A 20634-nucleotide genomic window follows, 5' to 3' on the forward strand; every position below is an offset into this window, starting at 1 on the left:
AATTCATTTGTTTGAATTGGGCTTTTCTATATAACTCAAATAATTATTTAAAACTTCATTCTCTGAATCCTAACCGCATTCAGAATTGCTAAAAGTGCCACGCCAACATCTGCAAAAACAGCTTCCCACATTGTTGCAAGTCCGCCAGCGCCAAGAATTAATACAAAAGCTTTTACTACAAAAGCCAATGTAATATTTTGCCAAACAATCTTTTTAGTTTGTTTTCCGATGTTAATAGCCATTGCAATTTTACTCGGTTTATCGTCCTGAATTACAATATCAGCAGTTTCGATTGTGGCATCACTTCCTAAACCACCCATTGCAATCCCGACTGTACTTAAAGCAATTACAGGCGCATCGTTAACACCATCGCCAACAAAGGCAATCGTTTCATTTTTAGCTTTAATTTCGTTGACTTTATTTACTTTATCTTCTGGAAGCAAATCGCCAAAAGCATTCTTAATACCGACTTTATCAGCTACAAATTGAACAACATTAGACTTATCGCCACTTAACATCGTCAATTTTACCCCTAAAGCTTTTAGTTTAGAAACCGTTTCTTTCGCATCTTCTTTAATTTCATCCGCAATAGTCAAATAACCTGCAAATTTACCTCCGTAAGCAATTGCAATTGTAGTGTAAACGATTGTTGAAGGATCGATATCATACGAAATGTTGAACTTATCCAATAATTTAAAATTCCCGACATGTAAATCTTTCTCCTTGTATGTAGCTTTTAATCCGTGCCCTGAAATTTCTTCAATATCTTTCAATTCTACCGAAGAATCAATGGTTCCAACATGATTATGAATTGCTGTTGCCACAGGATGAGAACTTTTATTTTCTAAAACATTAACCAGTTTTAAAATTTCGTCTTTATCAAATTCTGGTTTTATAATGACGTCCTGAACTTTAAAAACGCCTTCTGTCATCGTTCCCGTTTTGTCAACTACAACATTTTGAATCGTCGAAATGCTGTCTAAGAAATTACTTCCTTTAAACAAAATTCCGTTTCTGCTTGCAGCGCCAATTCCTCCAAAATAACCAAGCGGAATACTGATAACTAAAGCACAAGGACAAGAAATAACTAAGAAAACCAATGCTCTATATAACCAATCGGTAAAAACATAATTAGACACAAAGAGCATCGGAACCAAACAAATTGCAATTGCCAAATACACTACAATTGGTGTATATATTTTTGCAAACTTTCTAATAAACAACTCCGCAGGCGCTTTTTTTGCAGTGGCATTTTGAACCAATTCCAGAATTTTAGACAACTTACTATCGCTGTAAGCTGTTGTTACTTTTACTTCGATAATAGTATTTCCGTTTATCATTCCTGCCAAAACAGTATCGCCTTTCTTTTTGGTAGCCGGCTTGCTTTCTCCTGTTAAAGCAGCTGTATTTACAAAAGCAGAATCGGATAACAATTCGCCATCCAAACCTAATTTTTCTCCAGCTTTAAGCTGAATAATAGCTCCAATTTGAACGTCTTTGGCTTTGACTTTTACGGCAACATTATTTTCTAAAATATGCACCTCATCAGGACGCTGATCCAACAGTTTTTTAATGCTTGTTTTTGCTCTCTTAACTGCCATTCCTTGAAAAGTTTCTCCAATCGTATAAAACAGCATTACTGCAACACCTTCGGGATATTCGCCTATTGCAAATGCGCCAATAGTAGCAATGCACATGAGAAAAAACTCCGAAAAAACGTCTCCTTTTAAAATGCTTTCGTAAGCTTCTCGCAAAACAGGAATTCCAACAGGAAGATAGGCAATTGCATACCATACAATTCTAACATATCCCGCAAACCATTCTTGCTTAAAATAGTTGTCAAAAGCAATTCCTACAATCAGTAAAACAAAAGATATTATGGATGGCAGAAACAGTTTAAAAAGACCTCCATCTACATTGTGTTCGTGATCGTGTCCTCCGTGATCATGTCCGTCATTTTCAGAGTGAACAGGTTCGTCATGAGAACAGCAGCAGGAAGGTTTGGCTTTATTTTTTGTACTTTTTACTTCTTTATCTTGATGTATCATTTTTTGAATTTCAGGTTTAATCCCGATAGCTATCGGGACAAGTTTTATGTTCACAAAACTTTGTTTAAATTATGTCCTAAATTTAAGCATTTTGTATTAAAGTTTATTGTCGCAAAGACGCAAAGTTTTTATTTAACTGTGGCGAATTAATCTCGCAAAGTCGCAAAGACGCAAAGTTTTTTCTCATTTTATGTCATTTCGACGAAGGAGAAATCTCCGCGAGAAACTCCACAAAGATTAGATTTTAGGAACAGAGCTACTTACGGAGATTTCTCCTTCGTCGAAATGACAAATAATACGTTTATTCTCTATATAAAAAACTTTGCGTCTTTGCGACTTTGCGAGCAAATTCCACTCCAACAAAAAACTTAGTCCCTTAGTATCTTAGCAACTTAGCATCTTTAAAAAAACTAGTGCGAATGCTCTCCTCCGCCCTTCATTGCCGAAAGTAGATAAAATGCACCTTTGGTCACAATCTTAGCGTTGGCCGGAATATCATTTACAAACTTAACTTCTGTAAAACCTAAATCCGTTGTTCCTGGAATAACCTCAACAGCTTTAAAATGCACTTCTTCTTCATGAGCTTCTTCTTTTTCCCCCTCTTTATGCTCGTGTTTTTCTGCGGCCTGAACATCTTCTTGAATAAAAACAAAGTATTTATCAGCATTTCTCACGACGGCATCTTTTGGTAATGCTGGAACTGTTGCATTTACAATATTAATATTTGCAGAAACGTACATTCCTGGAATCAATCCTTTCGCATCAGCGGGATCAATTTTGGCGTGTACGGCAACCGTTTTACTTTCGTTAGAAAAAGATTTATTGATTCCGAAAATCTTTCCTTTAATTGATTTATTGGATTGATTTGTTAACACAAAATCAATTACTTGACCAATCGAAATCGAACCTAAATCTTTCTCATAAACATTTAAATCCAAATGCATCTGACTGTTATCAACGACTTCAAAAAGCGAAACTCCTGTATTTGCAAAAGCGCCTTTCGCAATATTGATTTTTCCAACAAAACCGTTTATTGGCGAAAGAATTGGTACAACTGGTGTAGATCCTTTTATATTAACATGCAAAGCATCAAGTCTATTTTTTGCTGCCTGCGCGCGAGCTTTTTCGGCCGCTAATTTGGCTTTTACTTCCTGAAAAGTCTTTCTCGGATTCACATTTTCGTCACTCAACGTTTTCTGACGATTGTATTCTAACTGCAGATATTCTACATTCGCCACCGCCGATTGGTAATCTTCCTGCATTCCTATAACTTCCAGATTTTGAATGGTTGCCAAAACTTTTCCTTTGTTTACGAATGTTCCCTCCAAAACAAAAATGTCTTTTACAGTTCCTCCAATCAAAGTCGAAACCTCAGCAGAATTTTGCGGAGGAACAGTTGTATAACCATTTGCTTTGATGATTTTATTCAGATTTCTATCTTCTACAATTCCTGTTTCAATTCCTACTGTTTTGTATTGAGAAGCGGTTAAAGCAACTTCTGTAGTAGATTTTTCTTCTTCAGAAGTTTCTTCTACCTTTTTTTCATTGCATGCTGTTAAGGTAACCGCAAAGCACGCAAAGACAAAGCGCAAAGTACGCAAGGAAACTAAACTTTGTGCTCTTTGCGTAATCTTAGCGTTCTTTGCGGTTAAATTCATAAGTATATTTTTCATGATTAATTGTTTTTGATAGTTGGAAATTGAAGTTCGATAGCACTTTGATTATAGCTGTGCGTTGCCTCTGCAAATTGTTTTTTAATATCAATTGCCTGATTTAAAAAACTGATATACGACCAATAACTCATGTCACCATTGGCATAACTTTTTTGGGCAGTTTCAATAATTTGATTGGCGTATTGCGACCCTTCATTTTGGAAATAGGCTAAATTCTTCTGCTGTTTTTCAAAGTTGTTTTTCAATTCTTCTCTTTGCAGATTCAGTATCATTTTATTTTTGTCTAAAGCCAATTGTGACTGCGAAATACTGATTTCAGCCGCTTTTGCTTTAGTTGTATTAACTCCTCCAAACAACGGAATTTGCAATCCTGCTGTAAAACCTTGAAACAAAGATTCTGTATTTATTGTCTGAGCAAAATATCCTAAACCTACTTTTGGCGTACGCAAAGCTTTAAATGTTCCAGCTTCTTTTTGATAGACTGATATTTGCTGCTGATAAAAATCGGTCATTAAAGCTTCGGCTGTTGTGTTTTGCTGGTTTTCTATAAAAGTGTATTGCAAAGCCGTATTCTGGTCTGGGGCAATATTTTCATCTGTCTGAATGAAAAATTGCAATTGCTTCTGATAAATTGCTAAATCATATTCTAATTGCGCTTTCTGAGTTTCAATTTCTTTTACTTTAGCTTTAGCACTAATGACTTCTATATTTCCACTTTCTCCTGTTTTAAAACGCAGTTCGGCATTTTTTAGAAATTTGGTATAAATATCATTCAATTCTGAATTGAGTTTCTGAATCGAAACGCCATACAAATATTGATAATATGCCAATGTCACTGCTTTTTCGATTTCATATGAAGACAAAGCTTTTCTTTTTTCGGCCAGTTTTGCCAGTTCTTCCTGTAATTGCCTATTGGCTTTTGTAATATTCCCTAACGGAAAAAACTGTTGCACAGAAACGTTATGATCGTAATCTGCACTATTGAACTGACCGCCTTGATACTGCACTTGAAGCGGATCTGGCTGAAAAGCTGCTTTTTTAAGAACAGTTTGTTTTTCGATTTCTTTATCGGCAATTTTTAAATCGATGTTGTTTGATTTGGCGAGTTCTATTGCTTTTTCTAGACTTATAGGTTGCTGTGCAAATGTTGCTGTACTTGCCAATAGGAACGCGCTTAACCGCAAAGTTCGCAAAGGAAGCGCGAAGTTCGCAAAGATTATTTTTCTTAAATTATATAGTAACTTTTTCATTTTCTTTTAAATTTTTCTTTGTGTCCTTTCCGTAAACCTTAGCGCTCTTTGCGGTTAAATCTCTCCAACAATAAATACAAAATCGGTAAAACAATTAAGGTTAATAAAGTTGCTGAGATTAATCCGCCGATTACTACGGTTGCCAAAGGTTTTTGCACCTCTGCTCCGCCACTTGTTGATAATGCCATTGGCATGAATCCTAATGAAGCTACGGCTGCGGTCATTAAAACAGGACGCAAACGTGTTTTAGTGCCAATAATAATTCGTTGAAATGCATCCGAAATACCTTCAGATTTTAATTGATTGAAATAGGAAATCAGTACAATTCCGTTTAAAACTGCGATTCCAAATAAAGCAATAAAACCAATTCCTGCCGAAATACTAAACGGCATTCCTCTCAGTGAAAGCGCAAAAACACCTCCGATAGCTGATAATGGAATCGCTGTAAAAATTAATAATGCTTGTTTTACACTTTTAAAAGTGAAATAAAGCAAAACTAAAATTAGTCCCAAAGCAATGGGTAAAGCGACAGAAAGTCTTTTTGAAGCTTCAATCAGATTTTCAAACTGTCCACCGTAAGTCACATAATAACCCGCAGGAAGTTTGAAACTTTTATCTAGTTTCGCCTGAATTTCTTCCACAACACTTTTAATATCTCTTCCACGAACGTTTAATCCAACAGTAATTCTTCGTTTTCCGTCTTCGCGGATAACCTGTACAGGGCCTTGCTCGTATTCAACTGAAGCAACTTGTGATAAAGGAACTTGTTGTCCACTCGGAAGCGGAATAAACAGATTGCTCACATCGGTAATATCGCCACGATTGTTTTCATCCATTCTTACGACAACATCAAATCTTTTGCTTTCGTCATAAATCTTTCCTGCAACTTCTCCCGCAAAAGACGAACGAATAATTTGGTTGATGTCTGAAATATTCAATCCGTAAAGAGCGATTTTATCATAATCGTATTTAATTGTAATTTGTGGCAGTCCTGTAACTTTATCGGCTTTTAAATCTCCTATTCCTTCAATTCCTTTTATTTTCGCTATTAATTCTGTTGCCTTAGCGTCTAGAATTTCCAAATCATCACCAAAAATCTTGATTGCAATATCAGATCGGCTTCCTGTCATTAATTCGTTAAAACGCATCTGAATTGGCTGAGAGATTTCGATATTTGCTCCTGGAATAATTTCCATTTCCTTTTTCATGGCGTTTGCCAATTCTTCCCAATTGTGGTATTTACCTTTCCATTCTTTTTTGTCTTTTAGAACAATAATCAAATCGCCGCTTTCAATTGGCATTGGATCAGTTGGGATCTCACCGCTTCCTATTTTGGTTACGATGGTTTTGATTTCTGGGAATTTGGCTTTTAGAATCTGTTCGTATTTAGTAGTCGTTTCAACCATTTGTGTGAGTGAACTTCCTGTCATAATTGTAGCATTGATTGCTAAATCGCCTTCTTCGATTGTTGGAATAAATTCACCTCCCATATTTTGAAAAATGATAAACGCTAAAGCAAATAATGCAACGGCAATAGAAAGCACCACTTTTTTAAATTCTAGAGCTTTTTTTAATAATGGCGTATAACGGCTTTCTAACCAAGCAATCATTCGGTCGCTGAAGTTTTCTTTGTGTTCTGTCTTTTTGGAAAGAAACAAAGCACTCATCATCGGAATATAAGTCAACGAAAGGATAAAAGCTCCAATAATCGCAAAACCAACCGTCATCGCCATTGGTTTAAACATTTTTCCTTCGGTTCCAATTAAAGCTAAGATTGGCAAATAAACTATAAGAATGATAATTTCACCAAAAGCGGCACTATTTCTAATTTTTGAAGCCGAATTATAGACTTCTTCGTCCATTTCTTCCTGCGTTAGTTCTTTTTTGTTTTTGAATTTCTGCAGATGGTGCATAGTGGCCTCGACGATAATGACGGCTCCGTCGACAATAATTCCGAAATCTATAGCACCAAGACTCATTAAATTTCCGCTTACGCCAAAGGCATTCATGAGAATCACAGCAAACAACATTGCTAACGGAATAACCGAAGCAACGATTAATCCTGCACGAAGATTTCCTAAGAATAAAATCAAAACAAAAATCACGATTAATGCTCCTTCTAATAAATTCTTAGCAACGGTTTTTATAGAATTATCTACGAGTTTTCCTCTATCAATAAAAGCTTCGGCAACAACTCCCTCGGGAAGACTTTTATTTATTTGCCCCATTTTTTCGTGAACACGATTTACAACAGCGCTAGAGTTTTCTCCTTTTAACATTAAAACCATTCCCGAAACGATTTCTCCTTTCCCGTCTTTTGTTGATGCTCCATAACGCAACGCAACGCCTTCGCGAACTTGCGCAACATTTCGAACCAAAACTGGCGAACCATTTCGGTTTTTTACGACAACATTTTCAAGGTCTTTTACGCCTTTTGCCATTCCGACACCACGAATAAAATAAGTGTATTGATCTTTTTCAATATAAGCGCCGCCTGTATTTTGATTGTTTTTTTCTAAAGCATCAAAAATTTCGGTAATTGTTACCCCCAAACTATTGAGCATATTGGGATTTACGGCTATTTCGAATTGTTTTAGTTTTCCGCCCCAAGTACTTACTTCCGCAACACCTTTAATTCCTTGCAATTGCGGAATAATAATCCAATCTTGAATGGTACGCAGTTCTACAGCGCTATATTTGTTTTCGTAACCTTTTTTAGCGTAAACATCGTATTGATAAATCTCTCCTAAACCTGTAGAAATTGGTGCTAATTCGGGAGAATTTACATAATCTGGAATGTTTTCTTCGGCTTGTTTTAGACGCTGGAAAATTTGCTCGCGAGCCCAGTAAATATCGACATCGTCCTCAAAAACAACCGTTACAACCGATAATCCAAAACGGGAAATACTGCGAAGCTCTATCACATCTGGAACTGTTTTTACAGCTCTTTCTAATGGATATGTAATTAATTGTTCGACTTCCTGGCTTGCCAATGTTGGCGCCGTTGTAATAATCTGAACTTGATTGTTGGTTACATCTGGTAATGCATCCAATGGTAATTTTTTAAGCGAATAGCTTCCCCAAGCAATTAGTGCAAGGGTAAATAATAGTATAACGAATTTGTTTCGTATACTAAACTGTATGATTTTATCTAACATTTGAATATATAATGACGTGAGAAATTAGACAATTAAATTGCCTGTAAACGTGTGGAAAATCCACAACTCTCTCGCCCGTTTCGATTTTCATCGAACAGGCATAATCATTATGCTATTTGAGGGGGTTGCCAAATACTTCCGTAGAAATTGGAAATAAAAACAGAATTATAACTTGGTAAAGCTATTGAAATTTGATTGTAAGTTTTAGGAAATTCAAAAGTTACAGCAGAATGGTAACTTAAAACCTGTGCACCGCAACAGTTACAGACGCAAAATGGAGAACATAAATCATTTGCTTTATCATGCGAATGATTATCTTCTGAAGTAAACTGAGCTGTTTTATGCATGGCGCTGTTTACTTCCATATCCGCACATGGCATATTAGATAATGCCATTAGGTAAATTGATAATATGATTGTTATCCATTTCACAGCTGTAAAAGTACAATTTATTTTTATTTTTTTTTCAGTTAATTAAAATTGATGATAGTAAAAATAAAATGCTAGTTAATGACCTGACAATTATTTCAATAGATTTTTTATTTTCTTTAAAAACTTTGTTGGAGGTAAGAAAATTTCGTTAACTTTAACAATAATTAACAATTCTTTAAGTCCCTCATTTTAACCTTTAAAAACACTTTTTCTATACGCCAAAAAAAATAAGCAGAGATTTCTTTACACCCATTAGTACAATTTATTTTTCGCAGTTTAATTAATTTTTAATACTCTAATCAATGAAATGTAAGACACTAATATCAGCCTCTTTATTATTTTTCAGCATACAGATTTTTGGACAAGTTTATACCGACAAAATTGTTGGAAAAAAAAATGAAGATTTAAAAGACAGTCTTAAAGTAGAAAAATACCCCTACGCTCTTCCTATCTGGGGCGAAAAAGTAGCCCAAAAAGGCTATAAACTTCCTTACTCCGCTGGAGTATCTGTAAATTATTTTTGGCAAACCTCTGATATAATTATCAATAATTTAAATGTTGGTTTTAATAATGGGCCTCAGTATAATTTGGATGAGATCGTTCGTTTTGACAAATCTTATGTTGAAGCTGGAGCGCTTACTATTCGTCCAGATATATGGCTACTTCCTTTTTTAAATATCTATGGCATCTTTGGAAAAGCCAATACTTCAACAAACATCAATGCCGGAATTTACGTTCCGGATGCTGATAATAACTGGTCAGAAGTTGCTCATTTTAATACAAAAGCAAACTTTAATGCTACAACTTTCGGTATTGGTATGACTCCCACAATTGGTATTGGCGGAGGCTGGTTTGCACTTGATATGAATATGGCTTGGACCGACATAAGTTCGCTTGATAAACCTGCTTTCTCTTATATCTTCGGTCCACGATTTGGTAAGACTTTTAAATTCAATAAACCAGATACAAATATAGCAGTTTGGGTCGGAGGTTTTAGAGTACACATTTCTGGAGATACTAATGGAAATTTGCCATTGTCTAATTTTATTGATCTTACCGGTGCGCAGGCTAAAGTGGATAGCGGTCTTCAAAAAGTATCCGAAAACCAAACAAAAGTAGATAACTGGTGGGATGGCTTGACTCCAGCTGAACAAAAAAATCCAGTTAATATTGCCAAGCACAACACGGCAGACAGAGCTTTAGACAGAGCGGGGACAATTCTTGCAACTCTGGATGGAGCATTGAGTACGGCCGAAAGCTCGTCTGTTCAATATTCGCTTCAAAAAAGGCCTAAAGACATGTGGAACTTTATTGTTGGATCGCAGTATCAATTCAGCAGACATATTATGTTTCGTGCAGAATGCGGTTTCTTAGGCTCACGTACACAAGTTCTGGGCAGTCTTCAGTATCGTTTTGGACTTTAATTCGGAAATCATATGAAAAAAGGTTTTCTAATCTTTGCCACTTTTTTTTGTATTACCACAGCACAATCCCAAGTCCTGATTTCCTTAATATTTGGAGATAAACTCAATTCGCAGTTTTTAGAGTTTGGTCTTGAAGGTGGTGCTAATTTTTCTACCATTTCAAACATGGGATCTTCCGCCTTAAATCCAGGTTTCAATCTTGGTTTTTATTTTGATTTGAGATCTAGAAAAAATCCAGCGTGGATGATCAATACAGGAGTAATTGTAAAATCACCCATGGGAGCCAAAGATATTCCAGTTTATTCTTTAAACGATGAAAATTTGGACAATACTTTTGCAGGTGGACACGTTAATCGCGAAATACGTTATTTTAATGTTCCTATATTGATTAAATATCAATTTAAGAATAATATCTACCTTAAAGCGGGTCCGCAATTTGGATTATTAGCCAAAGCATTTGATGAGTTTAAAAACGAAATCAACAACGACGATGTGGTCTACAAAAAGAACATTCGTGATCAAATTCATGTTATTGATGCTGGACTTGCATTTGGCGCCGGTTATCATTTGAATGTTGGACATGGTTTAAATCTAACAGTTCAATATTATTACGGGCTTGTTACTGTAATGAAAGGAGATGGACCAAACAATCAATATAACAGATCTTTGTATGTTACAGCAGGACTACCTATCGGAAAAGGAAAAGCTGCACAAAAAAGAGCTGAAAAAGAAGCCGAACTTAACAAAGTGGTTCTGCCAGAAGATGAAAAATAATATCTTTTATTCTTCCTGATTGGTTTCTTTTATAAATTCAAGAATCTCATCGGTGCTTAAAACAAAATCAGGTACCGTATGCAAAATGGCATTATTGGGCATAAAAGGCATGTCTGCAGAAAGCGGATTCTGGACAACGCTTATTCCGCCAAATGCCTGAATAGCCCTCAATCCGATTGTTCCATCAGAATTGGAACCCGAAAGTAAAATTCCGATCAAATGATTGCCATATATTTCTGCAGCAGACTCAAATGAGACGTCAATACTTGGTCTGCTGTAGTTTATTTTTTCTGAAGTGTCTAAAGACAGTGTTTCGTTTCTTTCAAATAATAAATGATAATTGGACGGCGCGATATAGATAAATCCTGGTTCTAGTTTTACCTTGTCTTCTACTTCTTTTACTATTATTTGCGATTTTAAGGCAATTAAATCTTCTAAGGTTTGTTCATCTGAATTTTTTCTATGAACTACTATTACAATGGCAAAAGAAATAGGCTTTTCTATAAAAGGCAAAATTTGCAATAATGCCTGTAAGCTTCCTGCCGAACCTCCAATTATAATTACTTTACAATTTGTTATTCTCTTACTTTTCTCCATATTTTCTCTTTAGCAAATTGTTTATATTTGGTTTGAGATATAGAATATTTTATCGTTTCTTTTGTTCCGAGTGCCAAAAATCCTAGAACAGCCAAGCTATCGTCGAATAGATTCACAACTCTCTTCTGTAGATTATTATCAAAATAAATTAAAACATTACGGCACAAAATAAGGTCAAACTCATTAAACGAATTATCTGAAACTAAGTTATGCTGTGAGAAAACCATTTTCTCAGAAAGATTCTCGTTAAACTTTGCAAAACCATAATTGGCAATGTAATAATCTGAAAAATCCTGTTGTCCGCCTGCATCGCGATAATTGTCTGCATAATCTTTTATCATTCGTAACGGAAAAATACCGCTTTTGGCTGTTTCTAGCACAGATGCATTTATATCTGTAGCATATAATATTGATTTATGAAGCAAGCCTTCTTCTTTCAACATAATTGCCATAGAATATACTTCCTCTCCCGTAGAACAGCCTGCATGCCAAATACGAATAAAAGGCTTGGGGCCTAAAAGTGGTAGGACTTCTTTTCTTAATGTTAGATAAAATGATGGATCACGAAACATCTCGGTTACATTAACCGTGATTTCGTCTATCATTCTTTTGTAATATTCTGGATCTGTGCGGACTTTAGATAAAAATTCATGAAAATGTTTAAATCCATCTAAATAAAAAACCCGGCTTACTCGTCGTTTAAGTGAAGCTCTCGAATAACTTCCAAAATCAAAACCGTAATATTCGTAAACATCATTTATAAGAGTTTCTAATTCAATATCTTCAATCATAATTCATTTAGATTTCTTCCAAAATCTGAAGTAATTTATCAACATCTACTGGTTTAGAGATGTAGGCGTCTGCTCCAGCTTGTAAACATTTTTCTCTGTCTCCTGCCATTGCCTGTGCTGTAACGGCAATTACTAAGGTAGATTCTTGCGACGGAATTTCTTTTATAAGCGGAATTGCCTCATAACCATCCATTTCTGGCATCATCATATCGATTAAAACTGCATCTATAGATGAGTTTTCTTTTAGTATTTTTAGAGCCTCTTCGGCGCTTAAGCAAGATAAACAATCATACGATTTTGCTTTTAAAGTGTTTACTAAAGCAAAAATATTCCTCGAATCATCATCTACGATCAAAACACGTTTCTTTCCCATTTACAGCATTTTAAAGATTAGATTTTATCATAAAGCCACACTCGCAGTAACGATAAAAGCTGGTCTACATCGACAGGTTTTGTAATATAATCTGAAGCACCAGCTTTAATACATTTTTCTCTGTCTCCAGTCATTGCTTTTGCCGTTACAGCTATTACAGCTAAGTTAAGGAATTTCGGGTTACTTCTTATCTTTTCTGCTGTTTCGTAGCCATCCATATTAGGCATCATCATATCTAGCAACACCACATCTGTATCTGGGTTTTCATCTAAAATTTTAATAGCCTCTTTTCCATCAAAAGCTGTAATTACATTCATTTTAAAGGCTTCTAAAGCTTTTGAAAGCGAATATATATTTCGTACATCATCGTCTACAATTAATACTTTTTTCTCAAACAAAATATTATTTAGCGAATTCAGCTTTTTGTGGTTTTCCTTTGCTGTGCCTTCTTTCTTTTCTTCTACTAAGTGAAGGAAAAGCGAAACCTCATCTAGCATTCTTTGGTATGAATGAGCCGTTTTTACAATAATCGAATCGGCATATTTTCTAATTTTCAGTTCTTCCTTTATAGACAAACTTTTTCCTGTAAAGACAATTACAGGAAGATTTTCTAATCCTGGACTTTTCTTAACTCCATCTAGAATTTCGTAGGCTTGTTTATCTGGGATTCCCATATCAAGAATTACGCAATCTACCTCTTCTTTTCCTAAAGCCGATAAACCTGCCGAAACTTCACTCTTAATTTCCGAATTGATATTATACGTTTCTAAGAAATAAGCTAAAGCTTTTGCGTGTTTCGGATTATCTTCAATAATTAAAACCTTCTGAGATTCTTTATTGATGATGTGCTCAATTCGCATAAAAACTTCCGGAATCTTGTCAAACGCAACTGGTTTATCTAAGAAATCTACAGCTCCTTTTAGCAAGCTTTCTTGCTTCAATTTATGCGATGACATAATGTGCACCGAAATATGTTTGGTGTGCGAATTATTCTTCAATTCTTCCAAAACTTCCCAACCGCTTTTAATTGGCAATTCGATATCTAATAAAATACCAATTGGTCTATAGATTAAGGCAAAATTTAAAGCATAATCTCCTCTTACAGCAACAACGCCTTTGTAACCTTTTTTCTGTGTAAAAGCTAATAATGATTTAGCAAAATTAATATCATCTTCTACAATCAAAATTACTTTGTCGCCTTCTACAATAGAATTTCTGTCGTCTTCAATTTCTGCTGGCACAACATCGCTAATGTATCTTGGTTTTTGTTCTTCATTTTCAGATTGAACTTCAATTTCTTCTGCCTCTGGAATTTTATTTACTGACACTTTATTGATTGCAAATCCTAATACAGGCAAACATAACGTAAACGTACTTCCTTCGTTTACTTTGCTGTGCAGGATGATTTCTCCTCTTAATAATTTAGCTAGTTCACGGCTAATTGACAATCCTAAACCTGTTCCTCCGTATTTGCGTTTTGTAGAACCATCAGCTTGCTGGAAAGCCTCAAAAATTAATGGTTGTTTTTCTAACGGAATTCCAATTCCGGTATCTTTTACAATAAAGCAGATTATTTTATCGTCGTCTGTATCAACCTTAATTTCAAGAGAAACAGTTCCTTTTTCTGTAAATTTAATCGCATTTGAGATCAAGTTTTTTAGAATTTGCTCCAAACGCATTTTATCTGTTTTGATAACAATTGGTGCTTCTTTGGCAATAATTTCAAAGTTGATATTTTTCTCTTTTGCTACCAGATAAAACAAATTATAAAGCGTGTCTGTAATCTCTTTTGTCGAAACATCTAAGAACTCTAGATCCATTTTACCAGCTTCAATTTTAGATAAATCCAGAATTTCATCGATTAATCCTAATAAACTGTTTCCTGAACTCTGAATTACTTTTGCAAATTCAATTTCTTCATTGTTCATTGTTTTATTGTTGTTTTCAGAAAGCAAACGGCTCAATAATAAAATCGAGTTTAAAGGCGTTCTCAACTCATGCGACATATTAGCTAAAAATTCTGATTTGTAGCGAGTTGTTAATTCTAAAGCCTCTGATTTCTTCTGAATTTCTGTATTTTTTTCTTCTAATAAAACACTTCTTTCTGATAGTTCTTCATTTGTTTGCTCCAATTCTTCCTGCTGTACGCGAAGTTCTTCTTCTGATGCTTGCAGTTTTTCAGTTTGCGCTTCCAATTCTGCATTTATAGCTTCCAATTCGCTGTGCTGAATTTGTAATTCTTCTGCTTGCGATTTGGTTTCTTCCAACAATTCTAAAACACGTTTACGATTTTGAGTCGCTTTCAGGGCAATTCCAATATTATTGGCTACAATGTTTAAAAATTCCAATTGCAGTACAGAAAAACCATAAATACTTGCCAATTCTACTGCTCCTTCTACTTTGAAATCCATAAGCGGAAGCGCTACAATATGAGTTGGTTTTATTTCGCCTAAAGCGTAATTAATTTGAATATCATCTGGCGAAAGTGTTTTCAATTCCAGCATTTTTCCCGAAACAATTGCCTGTCCGATTAAGCCTTCACCTTTCTTAATTCTTTCTCTATTTTTACTCGGAATATAACTGTATCCACCAGAAATTGTCATTTCTTCTCCGTCCAAAACATACAAAACTCCAGCGCTGCTGTTGGTATATTGGCACAAAAATTCGATTACATCTTTAGATAACTTCTGGATTGTTTTTTCGCCTAACATTTTATCATTTAAAGTCGCAACACCAGACTGAAGCCATTCTTTTTGAGATAATAAGTCGAACGAATTTTTTAGCGAATTTTTCATTTCATGAATAGAAGCTCCAAGCGCACCTAAAGTATCTGCTTTTCGATCATCGATTTGAACATCATAATTTCCTTTAGAAATTTGTGTTGCAATACCGCCAATTACTTGCAATCTATCAGCTGTTTCTTTATCCTTTTTTATTAATTCTTGTTGCAATAAAGTTCTTTCATTGTAATCTTTCAGAATTCTAATCAGGAAAACTATAGAAATAAGGAAGGCGATAAAGAAAGCAATCGCAATTAAAGCCAAACTATATCTGCCATAACGCTCTGAATTTGAATTGCGTTCATCTAAAAGCTTTTGTTCTGTATTTTCGACCTTTTTGATGATTGCACGCATTTCGTTCATCATATTTCGGCCCTCATTCAAATCAAAGATCAGTATTTGCTTGCTTAATCTCTTTTTTACAATCTGATTGTTTAGATATTTAAAGAAAGCTGAACGTTTGTCACGCAATTCTTCTAGTAATTTAGTTTGCGAAGGATTATCAGCTGTTAAACCATCCAACTTTTCAAAATAAGCATTGGCTTTTGCTTCAGAATCATTAAAACGGCCAACAAATTGCTCGTCTCCTGTAAGCAAGTATCCTCTCATGCTTGTTTGAGCTTCGGTAAGAATTGAGGAACCTTCATTTAGGTTGTAAATTACATCCTGAGTATGATTAACCCAAAAATTGCTGTTTAAAAGACTTTTAATGCTTATAAACGAGGCAACCGAGCTAATGGTAAGTACAAGCAACGAAACTAGCGAACTAATTAATAAATTCCTTTTAAAATTACCGTTCATATATGTCTAATTATTTTAATTCGTATTTTAAAGGAAGCACAATAATAAAGCTTGCTCCCTCGCCTAATTTGCTTTTGGCAGTGATTAATCCGTTGTGTTTTTCTATTATTTTTTTTGCAATCGCGAGTCCAATTCCTGTTCCTTCGTAACTTTGGCGGTCATTCAAGCTTTGAAAGATAATAAAAATACGGTCAAGATAAATTTCGTCAAAACCAATTCCGTTATCTTTTACCATAATTCTGCAGAATTTGCCATCTGGTGAAGTCGGGCTATCTATTGATTTTTCTAAAATGGTTTCAGAAGTGATCTCGATTACGGGTTTATATTCACTTCCAGAGAACTTCAAAGCATTTCCTATCAGATTTTGAAAAACCTGACGCATTTGACTCGGAATGCTATCTACTGTTGGAAGTTCGTTTGTTTTAATTGTAGCGTTTTTGCGTTCAATTAAATAATCAAAATCGCCCAATACCTCTTGTAAAACAACATTTAAATCGGTTCTTTCTGGTTTTACTTGAGCCGAAAGTCTAGAATAAGCTAACAAATCGGTAATTAAAGTCTGCATTCTTTCTGCCGATTTTATTGTCCTATCCACATAATCGATAGCTTTGTCGTCTGCTTTTAGATAAAGATCTTTTATTATTTTGATGAAGATTTGAATCTTTCTAATGGGTTCGTTTAAATCGTGCGATACTACCCAAGAAAACTGTTGCAATTCGTGATTTCGAAGCTCTAGTTCTTCATTTTTCTGAACCAATTCTTTTGTTCTTTCTGCAATTTTGATTTCGAGATTGTCCTGCGCTTCTTTTCTAATTTTGATTTCTTTAGAAAGCAGATCTTTCATCGCTTTAAGTTCGTTCTGCTGTTCGTAGATTTTAATGAAGGTTTTTACTTTCAGTATCAGTAAATCGCTATCTACTGGTTTGGTAATATATTCAACAGCACCAGTTTCATAACCTTTAAAAATGTATTTTTTCTCTGTGTTAAGTGCAGAAAGAAAAATAACAGGTATATCTTTTGTGCGTTTATTTCCAGAAAGAATTTTTACTACCTCAAAGCCATCAAGTCCAGGCATTTGAACATCCATAATAATAAGGCAGTAATCTGTTTTAAGGATTTTTTTGAGCGCTTCTTCACCAGATTCGGCACTATCAACATCGATATTATGCAGTTCTAATGTTTTCTTCAGGGCAATAATATTGGCCCTTATATCGTCTACAATTAATACCATGTCGGAAAGCTAAATCGGTTGTAAATCAAAATAATTGAATTTAAAATAAATATAAATATTTTCTTATTTTTTTAATGAATTGCAAAGTGCACCTCTTAAAAATGGTGCAGAAATTCTCAAATGTATAAAAAAAATAACGGGGAGGTTTTTTATTTAAACCGTAAATAGTTACAAAATTCCCATCTTTTCTAATCAGTTTGGAGATTCTACATGATTCTTAACTTATTAGAAATTTCTTATTCTTTAACATTTTTACAAAATGAATGTATTTTCATACAGGATTGCCCTTTTATTTTGATTGGAGCAAACAAAATTTCTTTTAAGACAAGCAAAATTTTAGTTAAGAACTAATTTTAAAAAGCAAATAAAAGCTTAAAAAGAGAGAAATCATGAAAAAGAAACAGACATTTCCCGAACAAAAACAAACTCTTCCTGGCAATGAATACTTGATGACACCTGAGCCAGAAATTATAAGAGAGAATTATGTTGGAAGCGGAAAATTACTTGGAAAAACTGCTTTTATTACTGGAGGTGACAGCGGTATTGGCCGAAGTGTTGCGGTTCATTTTGCAAGAGAAGGCGCAAATGTCGCAATTGTCTACTTAAAAGAAGACAAAGATGCTCTAGAAACAAAAGCGATGGTTGAAAAAGAAGGCCGAGAGTGTCTCTTAATTAGTGGTGATTTGAAAGATGAAAAATTTTGTCGCACTGCCATAAAAAAATGCCACACGACTTTTAAAAATATTAATATTCTGGTAAATAACGCAGCTGTACATTTTCCGCAAAATGAATTCGAAAAGATTACAAATGCTCAGCTTCACAAAACTTTTGAAACTAATATTTATCCTTTTTTTTATGCTACTAAAGCTGCTCTTGCTTTTTTAAAAGAAGGCGATGTTATTATCAATACGACCTCCGTGACTGCTTTTCGCGGAAGCGAACACTTAGCCGATTATGCCAGTACAAAAGGCGCAATTGTGAGTTTTACTCGTTCGCTTTCGAGTATGCTCGCTAAGAAAAAAATTCGTGTAAACGGTGTTGCTCCTGGCCCAATTTGGACTCCATTAATCGTAGCAAGTTTTGATAATTTATCTGATTTTGGAAAAAATAATCCGATGGAACGAGCCGGACAGCCATCTGAAGTTGCGCCTGCTTATGTTTTTCTGGCTTCTCAAGATAGCAGTTATATTACTGGGCAGTTCATTCATGTGAATGGTGGTGAATTGGTGGGATAGGAAAGTTTCTAAGATACTAAGACACTAAGATTCTAAGATGCTAAGATTCTGAGTTTTTCTTTTTGTAATCTACGCAATGAGTCTGATGACAAAACCAACGAATATCTTAGAATCTTAGAAACTCAGAACCTTAAAAAATAAAAAAATGAATTATATAGACATCATCGGACTTTTTGCTGGAGCGTGCATTACATTATCTACGATTCCGCAAATTATAAAGATTTGGAAAACAAAGAAAGTAAAAGAAATTTCGCTTCGCATGTTCTGCATTTTAACGTTCGGAATTGCAATGTGGATTCTGTATGGGATTCTAAAAAAAGATCTTCCCATTATTCTAACCAATAGTATTTCTTTTATTCTAAATCTTATTATGGTTTATTTCATTATCTACTATGAAAAAGAATAAGCAAAAAAAAACAGCCTGATCAAAGCTGTTTTTTTTGTAGATAAAGATATGGTATGCTTACTAGCTAGCTAATTTTTGATCAAATGACTTTAATTCCAATTGGTATTTTCGAGGTTGTAAGTTTCGTTTTAAAAACTGCACTGGCGCTGTAATTGCGGTTAGTTTCATATGAGATAGTTTTTTAATCTCACTTATTTGTTTTACTGCAAAGTTCAAAATAGGCTCAAACGGAGTAAAATAATTATAACTATGTTGTGCTATCTCTAGTTCTAAAACTTCTCTGAGAATACTTTTCATTAATAAATAACGAACTGCTCCTCTATTTGGAATTCTTTTAAGTTCCTGAAATTTCTCTCCAATTTTATGATTTTCGTCGCCTATATAAATATAATTTCCAGAATTGCTCGTAAATATTTTTTTCACTTGAGAAACAAAATCAGTTTCTTTATTTTCGATTGTTGTTGGCATTCCAATTATTGAAAATTGAATCTGCTGATGGCTTTGAAAATACAATACACTATTAATCATAGAAGAATTACTCATAATACCCGATTGTTGTTTTTTAAGACAATTAGTAGCTCCATCGGCACCAAAACTATGCAAAACATTTCCTTTCTCGCAATAAGCAAAAAACACAGGCGAAAACGGATTAGATTCGATGCTTAAACTAATTTCTTGATTGAAAGTTAAATCAAAACTGAGATAAGTCATTTCTTTTTCAAAACGAACTCCAGAAATACTCCCTCTTGCCCATTTTGATTTAATTGTTAATCTATATTCATTAGCATTGACTTTTAAGCTTCCGCCAAAACTCTCTTTCAAATTATTAAAAACAGCATCAAAGCTTCCAGTATTTAAGTAAAGTTTTTTCATAATAGGGTTTTGATTTAGTAAAGTGGTTAGTAACTATTTACGTACAAAAACTAACCTTGGTTTTTAACTTAATTTCTATATTCCAAAGTTCGTTTATATTGCCAATCAATTCCTTATACAATTTTGGTGAGATATTTCATAATTATTATTTTAAGGTTCTGAGATTCTAAGATGCTAAGGTTCTAAGGTTCTCATGCTTCAAAAAATAAAGAGCAAAAAAACTTAGTAACTTAGAACCTCAGTAGCTTAGAAACTAAAAAAAAAAGCAACCTAAAAAACTAAGCTTCTACCTTTCCCACTTTTCATAAACAGTAAGAAAAAAAACTTAGCATCTTAGAACCTCAGTAGCTTAGAAACTAAAAAAAAAGCAGCTGCCTCAAATAAATTTGAAACAACTGCTCATCAGCAAAATAAAAATACTAATCTATTTTTATTCTTTTTATGTTAATTCGTTTATGTCTGAATTTTTGGAATAATTGGCTTTCGGAATGTCTTTAAAAAATTCGGCTTCTTCCAAATCTGCCATTGGACCATATCCTAGCAAATGAGTTCCTTTTCCGCCATCTTTTGTTTCTATTACATATAAAATAGACATGTCATCGGGATCACTCATACCTTCATAACGATGATGCGCCACAATAAAAACATCTTCTGGTTTATAAGCAACTTTACTTTCTGAATCTATCAGACGATCACTTTCAAATAAATAATTTACCGTGTAGCCTTCATCTTGATATCTCTTTATATTATCGGTTTCGTGTTTTGAATCTTCCCTTTTCATTGCTTTTT

At 34.4% G+C, this 20634-nt stretch carries 16 protein-coding genes; 4 read left to right on the plus strand and 12 right to left on the minus strand.

The features are described from left to right. Positions 1–47 precede the first annotated feature (47 nt). The 5 genes from JC605_RS09770 to JC605_RS09790 form a co-directional block, all read right to left on the minus strand. Positions 48–2048: a heavy metal translocating P-type ATPase gene (locus JC605_RS09770; RefSeq protein ID WP_198855992.1), complete on the minus strand. Its 2001-nt coding sequence runs from the start codon at positions 2046–2048 to the stop codon at positions 48–50. 410 nt (positions 2049–2458) lie between these two features. Beyond that, positions 2459–3721, minus strand: coding sequence for an efflux RND transporter periplasmic adaptor subunit (locus tag JC605_RS09775; protein WP_198855993.1), 1263 nt, complete (start codon positions 3719–3721; stop codon positions 2459–2461). A 2-nt stretch (positions 3722–3723) separates the two neighbouring features. Further along, positions 3724–4971 carry a TolC family protein gene (locus JC605_RS09780; protein WP_198855994.1) on the minus strand — a complete coding sequence of 416 codons (1248 nt, stop codon included), beginning with the start codon at positions 4969–4971 and terminating at the stop codon, positions 3724–3726. Positions 4972–5009: 38 nt separating this feature from the next. Continuing rightward, on the minus strand, positions 5010–8129 hold the full coding sequence (locus JC605_RS09785) for an efflux RND transporter permease subunit (protein ID WP_198855995.1): 3120 nt from the start codon (positions 8127–8129) through the stop codon (positions 5010–5012). Between the two features lie 107 nt (positions 8130–8236). Then, the gene (locus tag JC605_RS09790) at positions 8237–8560 is read right to left on the minus strand and encodes a DUF6660 family protein (protein ID WP_198855996.1); all 324 of its coding nucleotides are present in this window, start codon (positions 8558–8560) and stop codon (positions 8237–8239) included. A gap of 302 nt (positions 8561–8862) precedes the next feature. On the opposite strand from JC605_RS09790, the gene JC605_RS09795 reads away from it, so the two are divergent. Both JC605_RS09795 and JC605_RS09800 read left to right on the plus strand, forming a co-directional pair. Next, the gene (locus JC605_RS09795) at positions 8863–9984 is read left to right on the plus strand and encodes a hypothetical protein (protein WP_198855997.1); all 1122 of its coding nucleotides are present in this window, start codon (positions 8863–8865) and stop codon (positions 9982–9984) included. A gap of 12 nt (positions 9985–9996) precedes the next feature. Next, positions 9997–10758: a porin family protein gene (locus tag JC605_RS09800; protein WP_198855998.1), complete on the plus strand. Its 762-nt coding sequence runs from the start codon at positions 9997–9999 to the stop codon at positions 10756–10758. A gap of 6 nt (positions 10759–10764) precedes the next feature. Here JC605_RS09800 and JC605_RS09805 read toward each other — a convergent pair whose 3' ends face one another. From JC605_RS09805 to JC605_RS09825, 5 genes are read right to left on the minus strand one after another with little or no spacing between them, the layout of a single operon-like run. Further along, a complete protein-coding gene (locus tag JC605_RS09805) occupies positions 10765–11355 on the minus strand; it encodes a chemotaxis protein CheB (protein ID WP_198855999.1) in 591 nt (196 codons plus the stop codon). Continuing rightward, positions 11334–12146, minus strand: a complete 813-nt coding sequence (locus tag JC605_RS09810) for a protein-glutamate O-methyltransferase CheR (RefSeq protein WP_198856000.1) — start codon at positions 12144–12146, stop codon at positions 11334–11336. The genes JC605_RS09805 and JC605_RS09810 overlap by 22 nt, the downstream gene beginning before the upstream one ends. Positions 12147–12153: 7 nt before the next feature. Continuing rightward, complete coding sequence (locus JC605_RS09815) at positions 12154–12519, minus strand: response regulator (protein ID WP_198856001.1); 366 nt, start codon at positions 12517–12519, stop codon at positions 12154–12156. A gap of 17 nt (positions 12520–12536) precedes the next feature. After that, a complete protein-coding gene (locus tag JC605_RS09820; RefSeq protein WP_198856002.1) occupies positions 12537–16100 on the minus strand; it encodes a response regulator in 3564 nt (1187 codons plus the stop codon). Between the two features lie 10 nt (positions 16101–16110). Further along, the gene (locus JC605_RS09825) at positions 16111–17331 is read right to left on the minus strand and encodes a response regulator (protein WP_198856003.1); all 1221 of its coding nucleotides are present in this window, start codon (positions 17329–17331) and stop codon (positions 16111–16113) included. 389 nt (positions 17332–17720) lie between these two features. On the opposite strand from JC605_RS09825, the gene JC605_RS09830 reads away from it, so the two are divergent. Beyond that, a complete protein-coding gene (locus JC605_RS09830; protein ID WP_198856004.1) occupies positions 17721–18566 on the plus strand; it encodes an SDR family oxidoreductase in 846 nt (281 codons plus the stop codon). Positions 18567–18711: 145 nt separating this feature from the next. Next, entirely contained in the window at positions 18712–18972 is a 261-nt protein-coding gene (locus JC605_RS09835) for a SemiSWEET family sugar transporter (RefSeq protein ID WP_198856005.1), read from the plus strand. 60 nt (positions 18973–19032) lie between these two features. On the opposite strand, the gene JC605_RS09840 is transcribed toward JC605_RS09835, so the two are convergent. Together JC605_RS09840 and JC605_RS09845 are read right to left on the minus strand one after the other, a co-directional pair. Continuing rightward, positions 19033–19845: a hypothetical protein gene (locus tag JC605_RS09840; protein ID WP_198856006.1), complete on the minus strand. Its 813-nt coding sequence runs from the start codon at positions 19843–19845 to the stop codon at positions 19033–19035. A 439-nt stretch (positions 19846–20284) separates the two neighbouring features. Further along, entirely contained in the window at positions 20285–20626 is a 342-nt protein-coding gene (locus tag JC605_RS09845) for a hypothetical protein (protein WP_198856007.1), read from the minus strand. Positions 20627–20634: the final 8 nt, after the last annotated feature.

Source organism: Flavobacterium sp. IB48, from assembly GCF_016405855.1.
Classification (GTDB): Bacteria; Bacteroidota; Bacteroidia; order Flavobacteriales; family Flavobacteriaceae; genus Flavobacterium; species Flavobacterium ginsengisoli.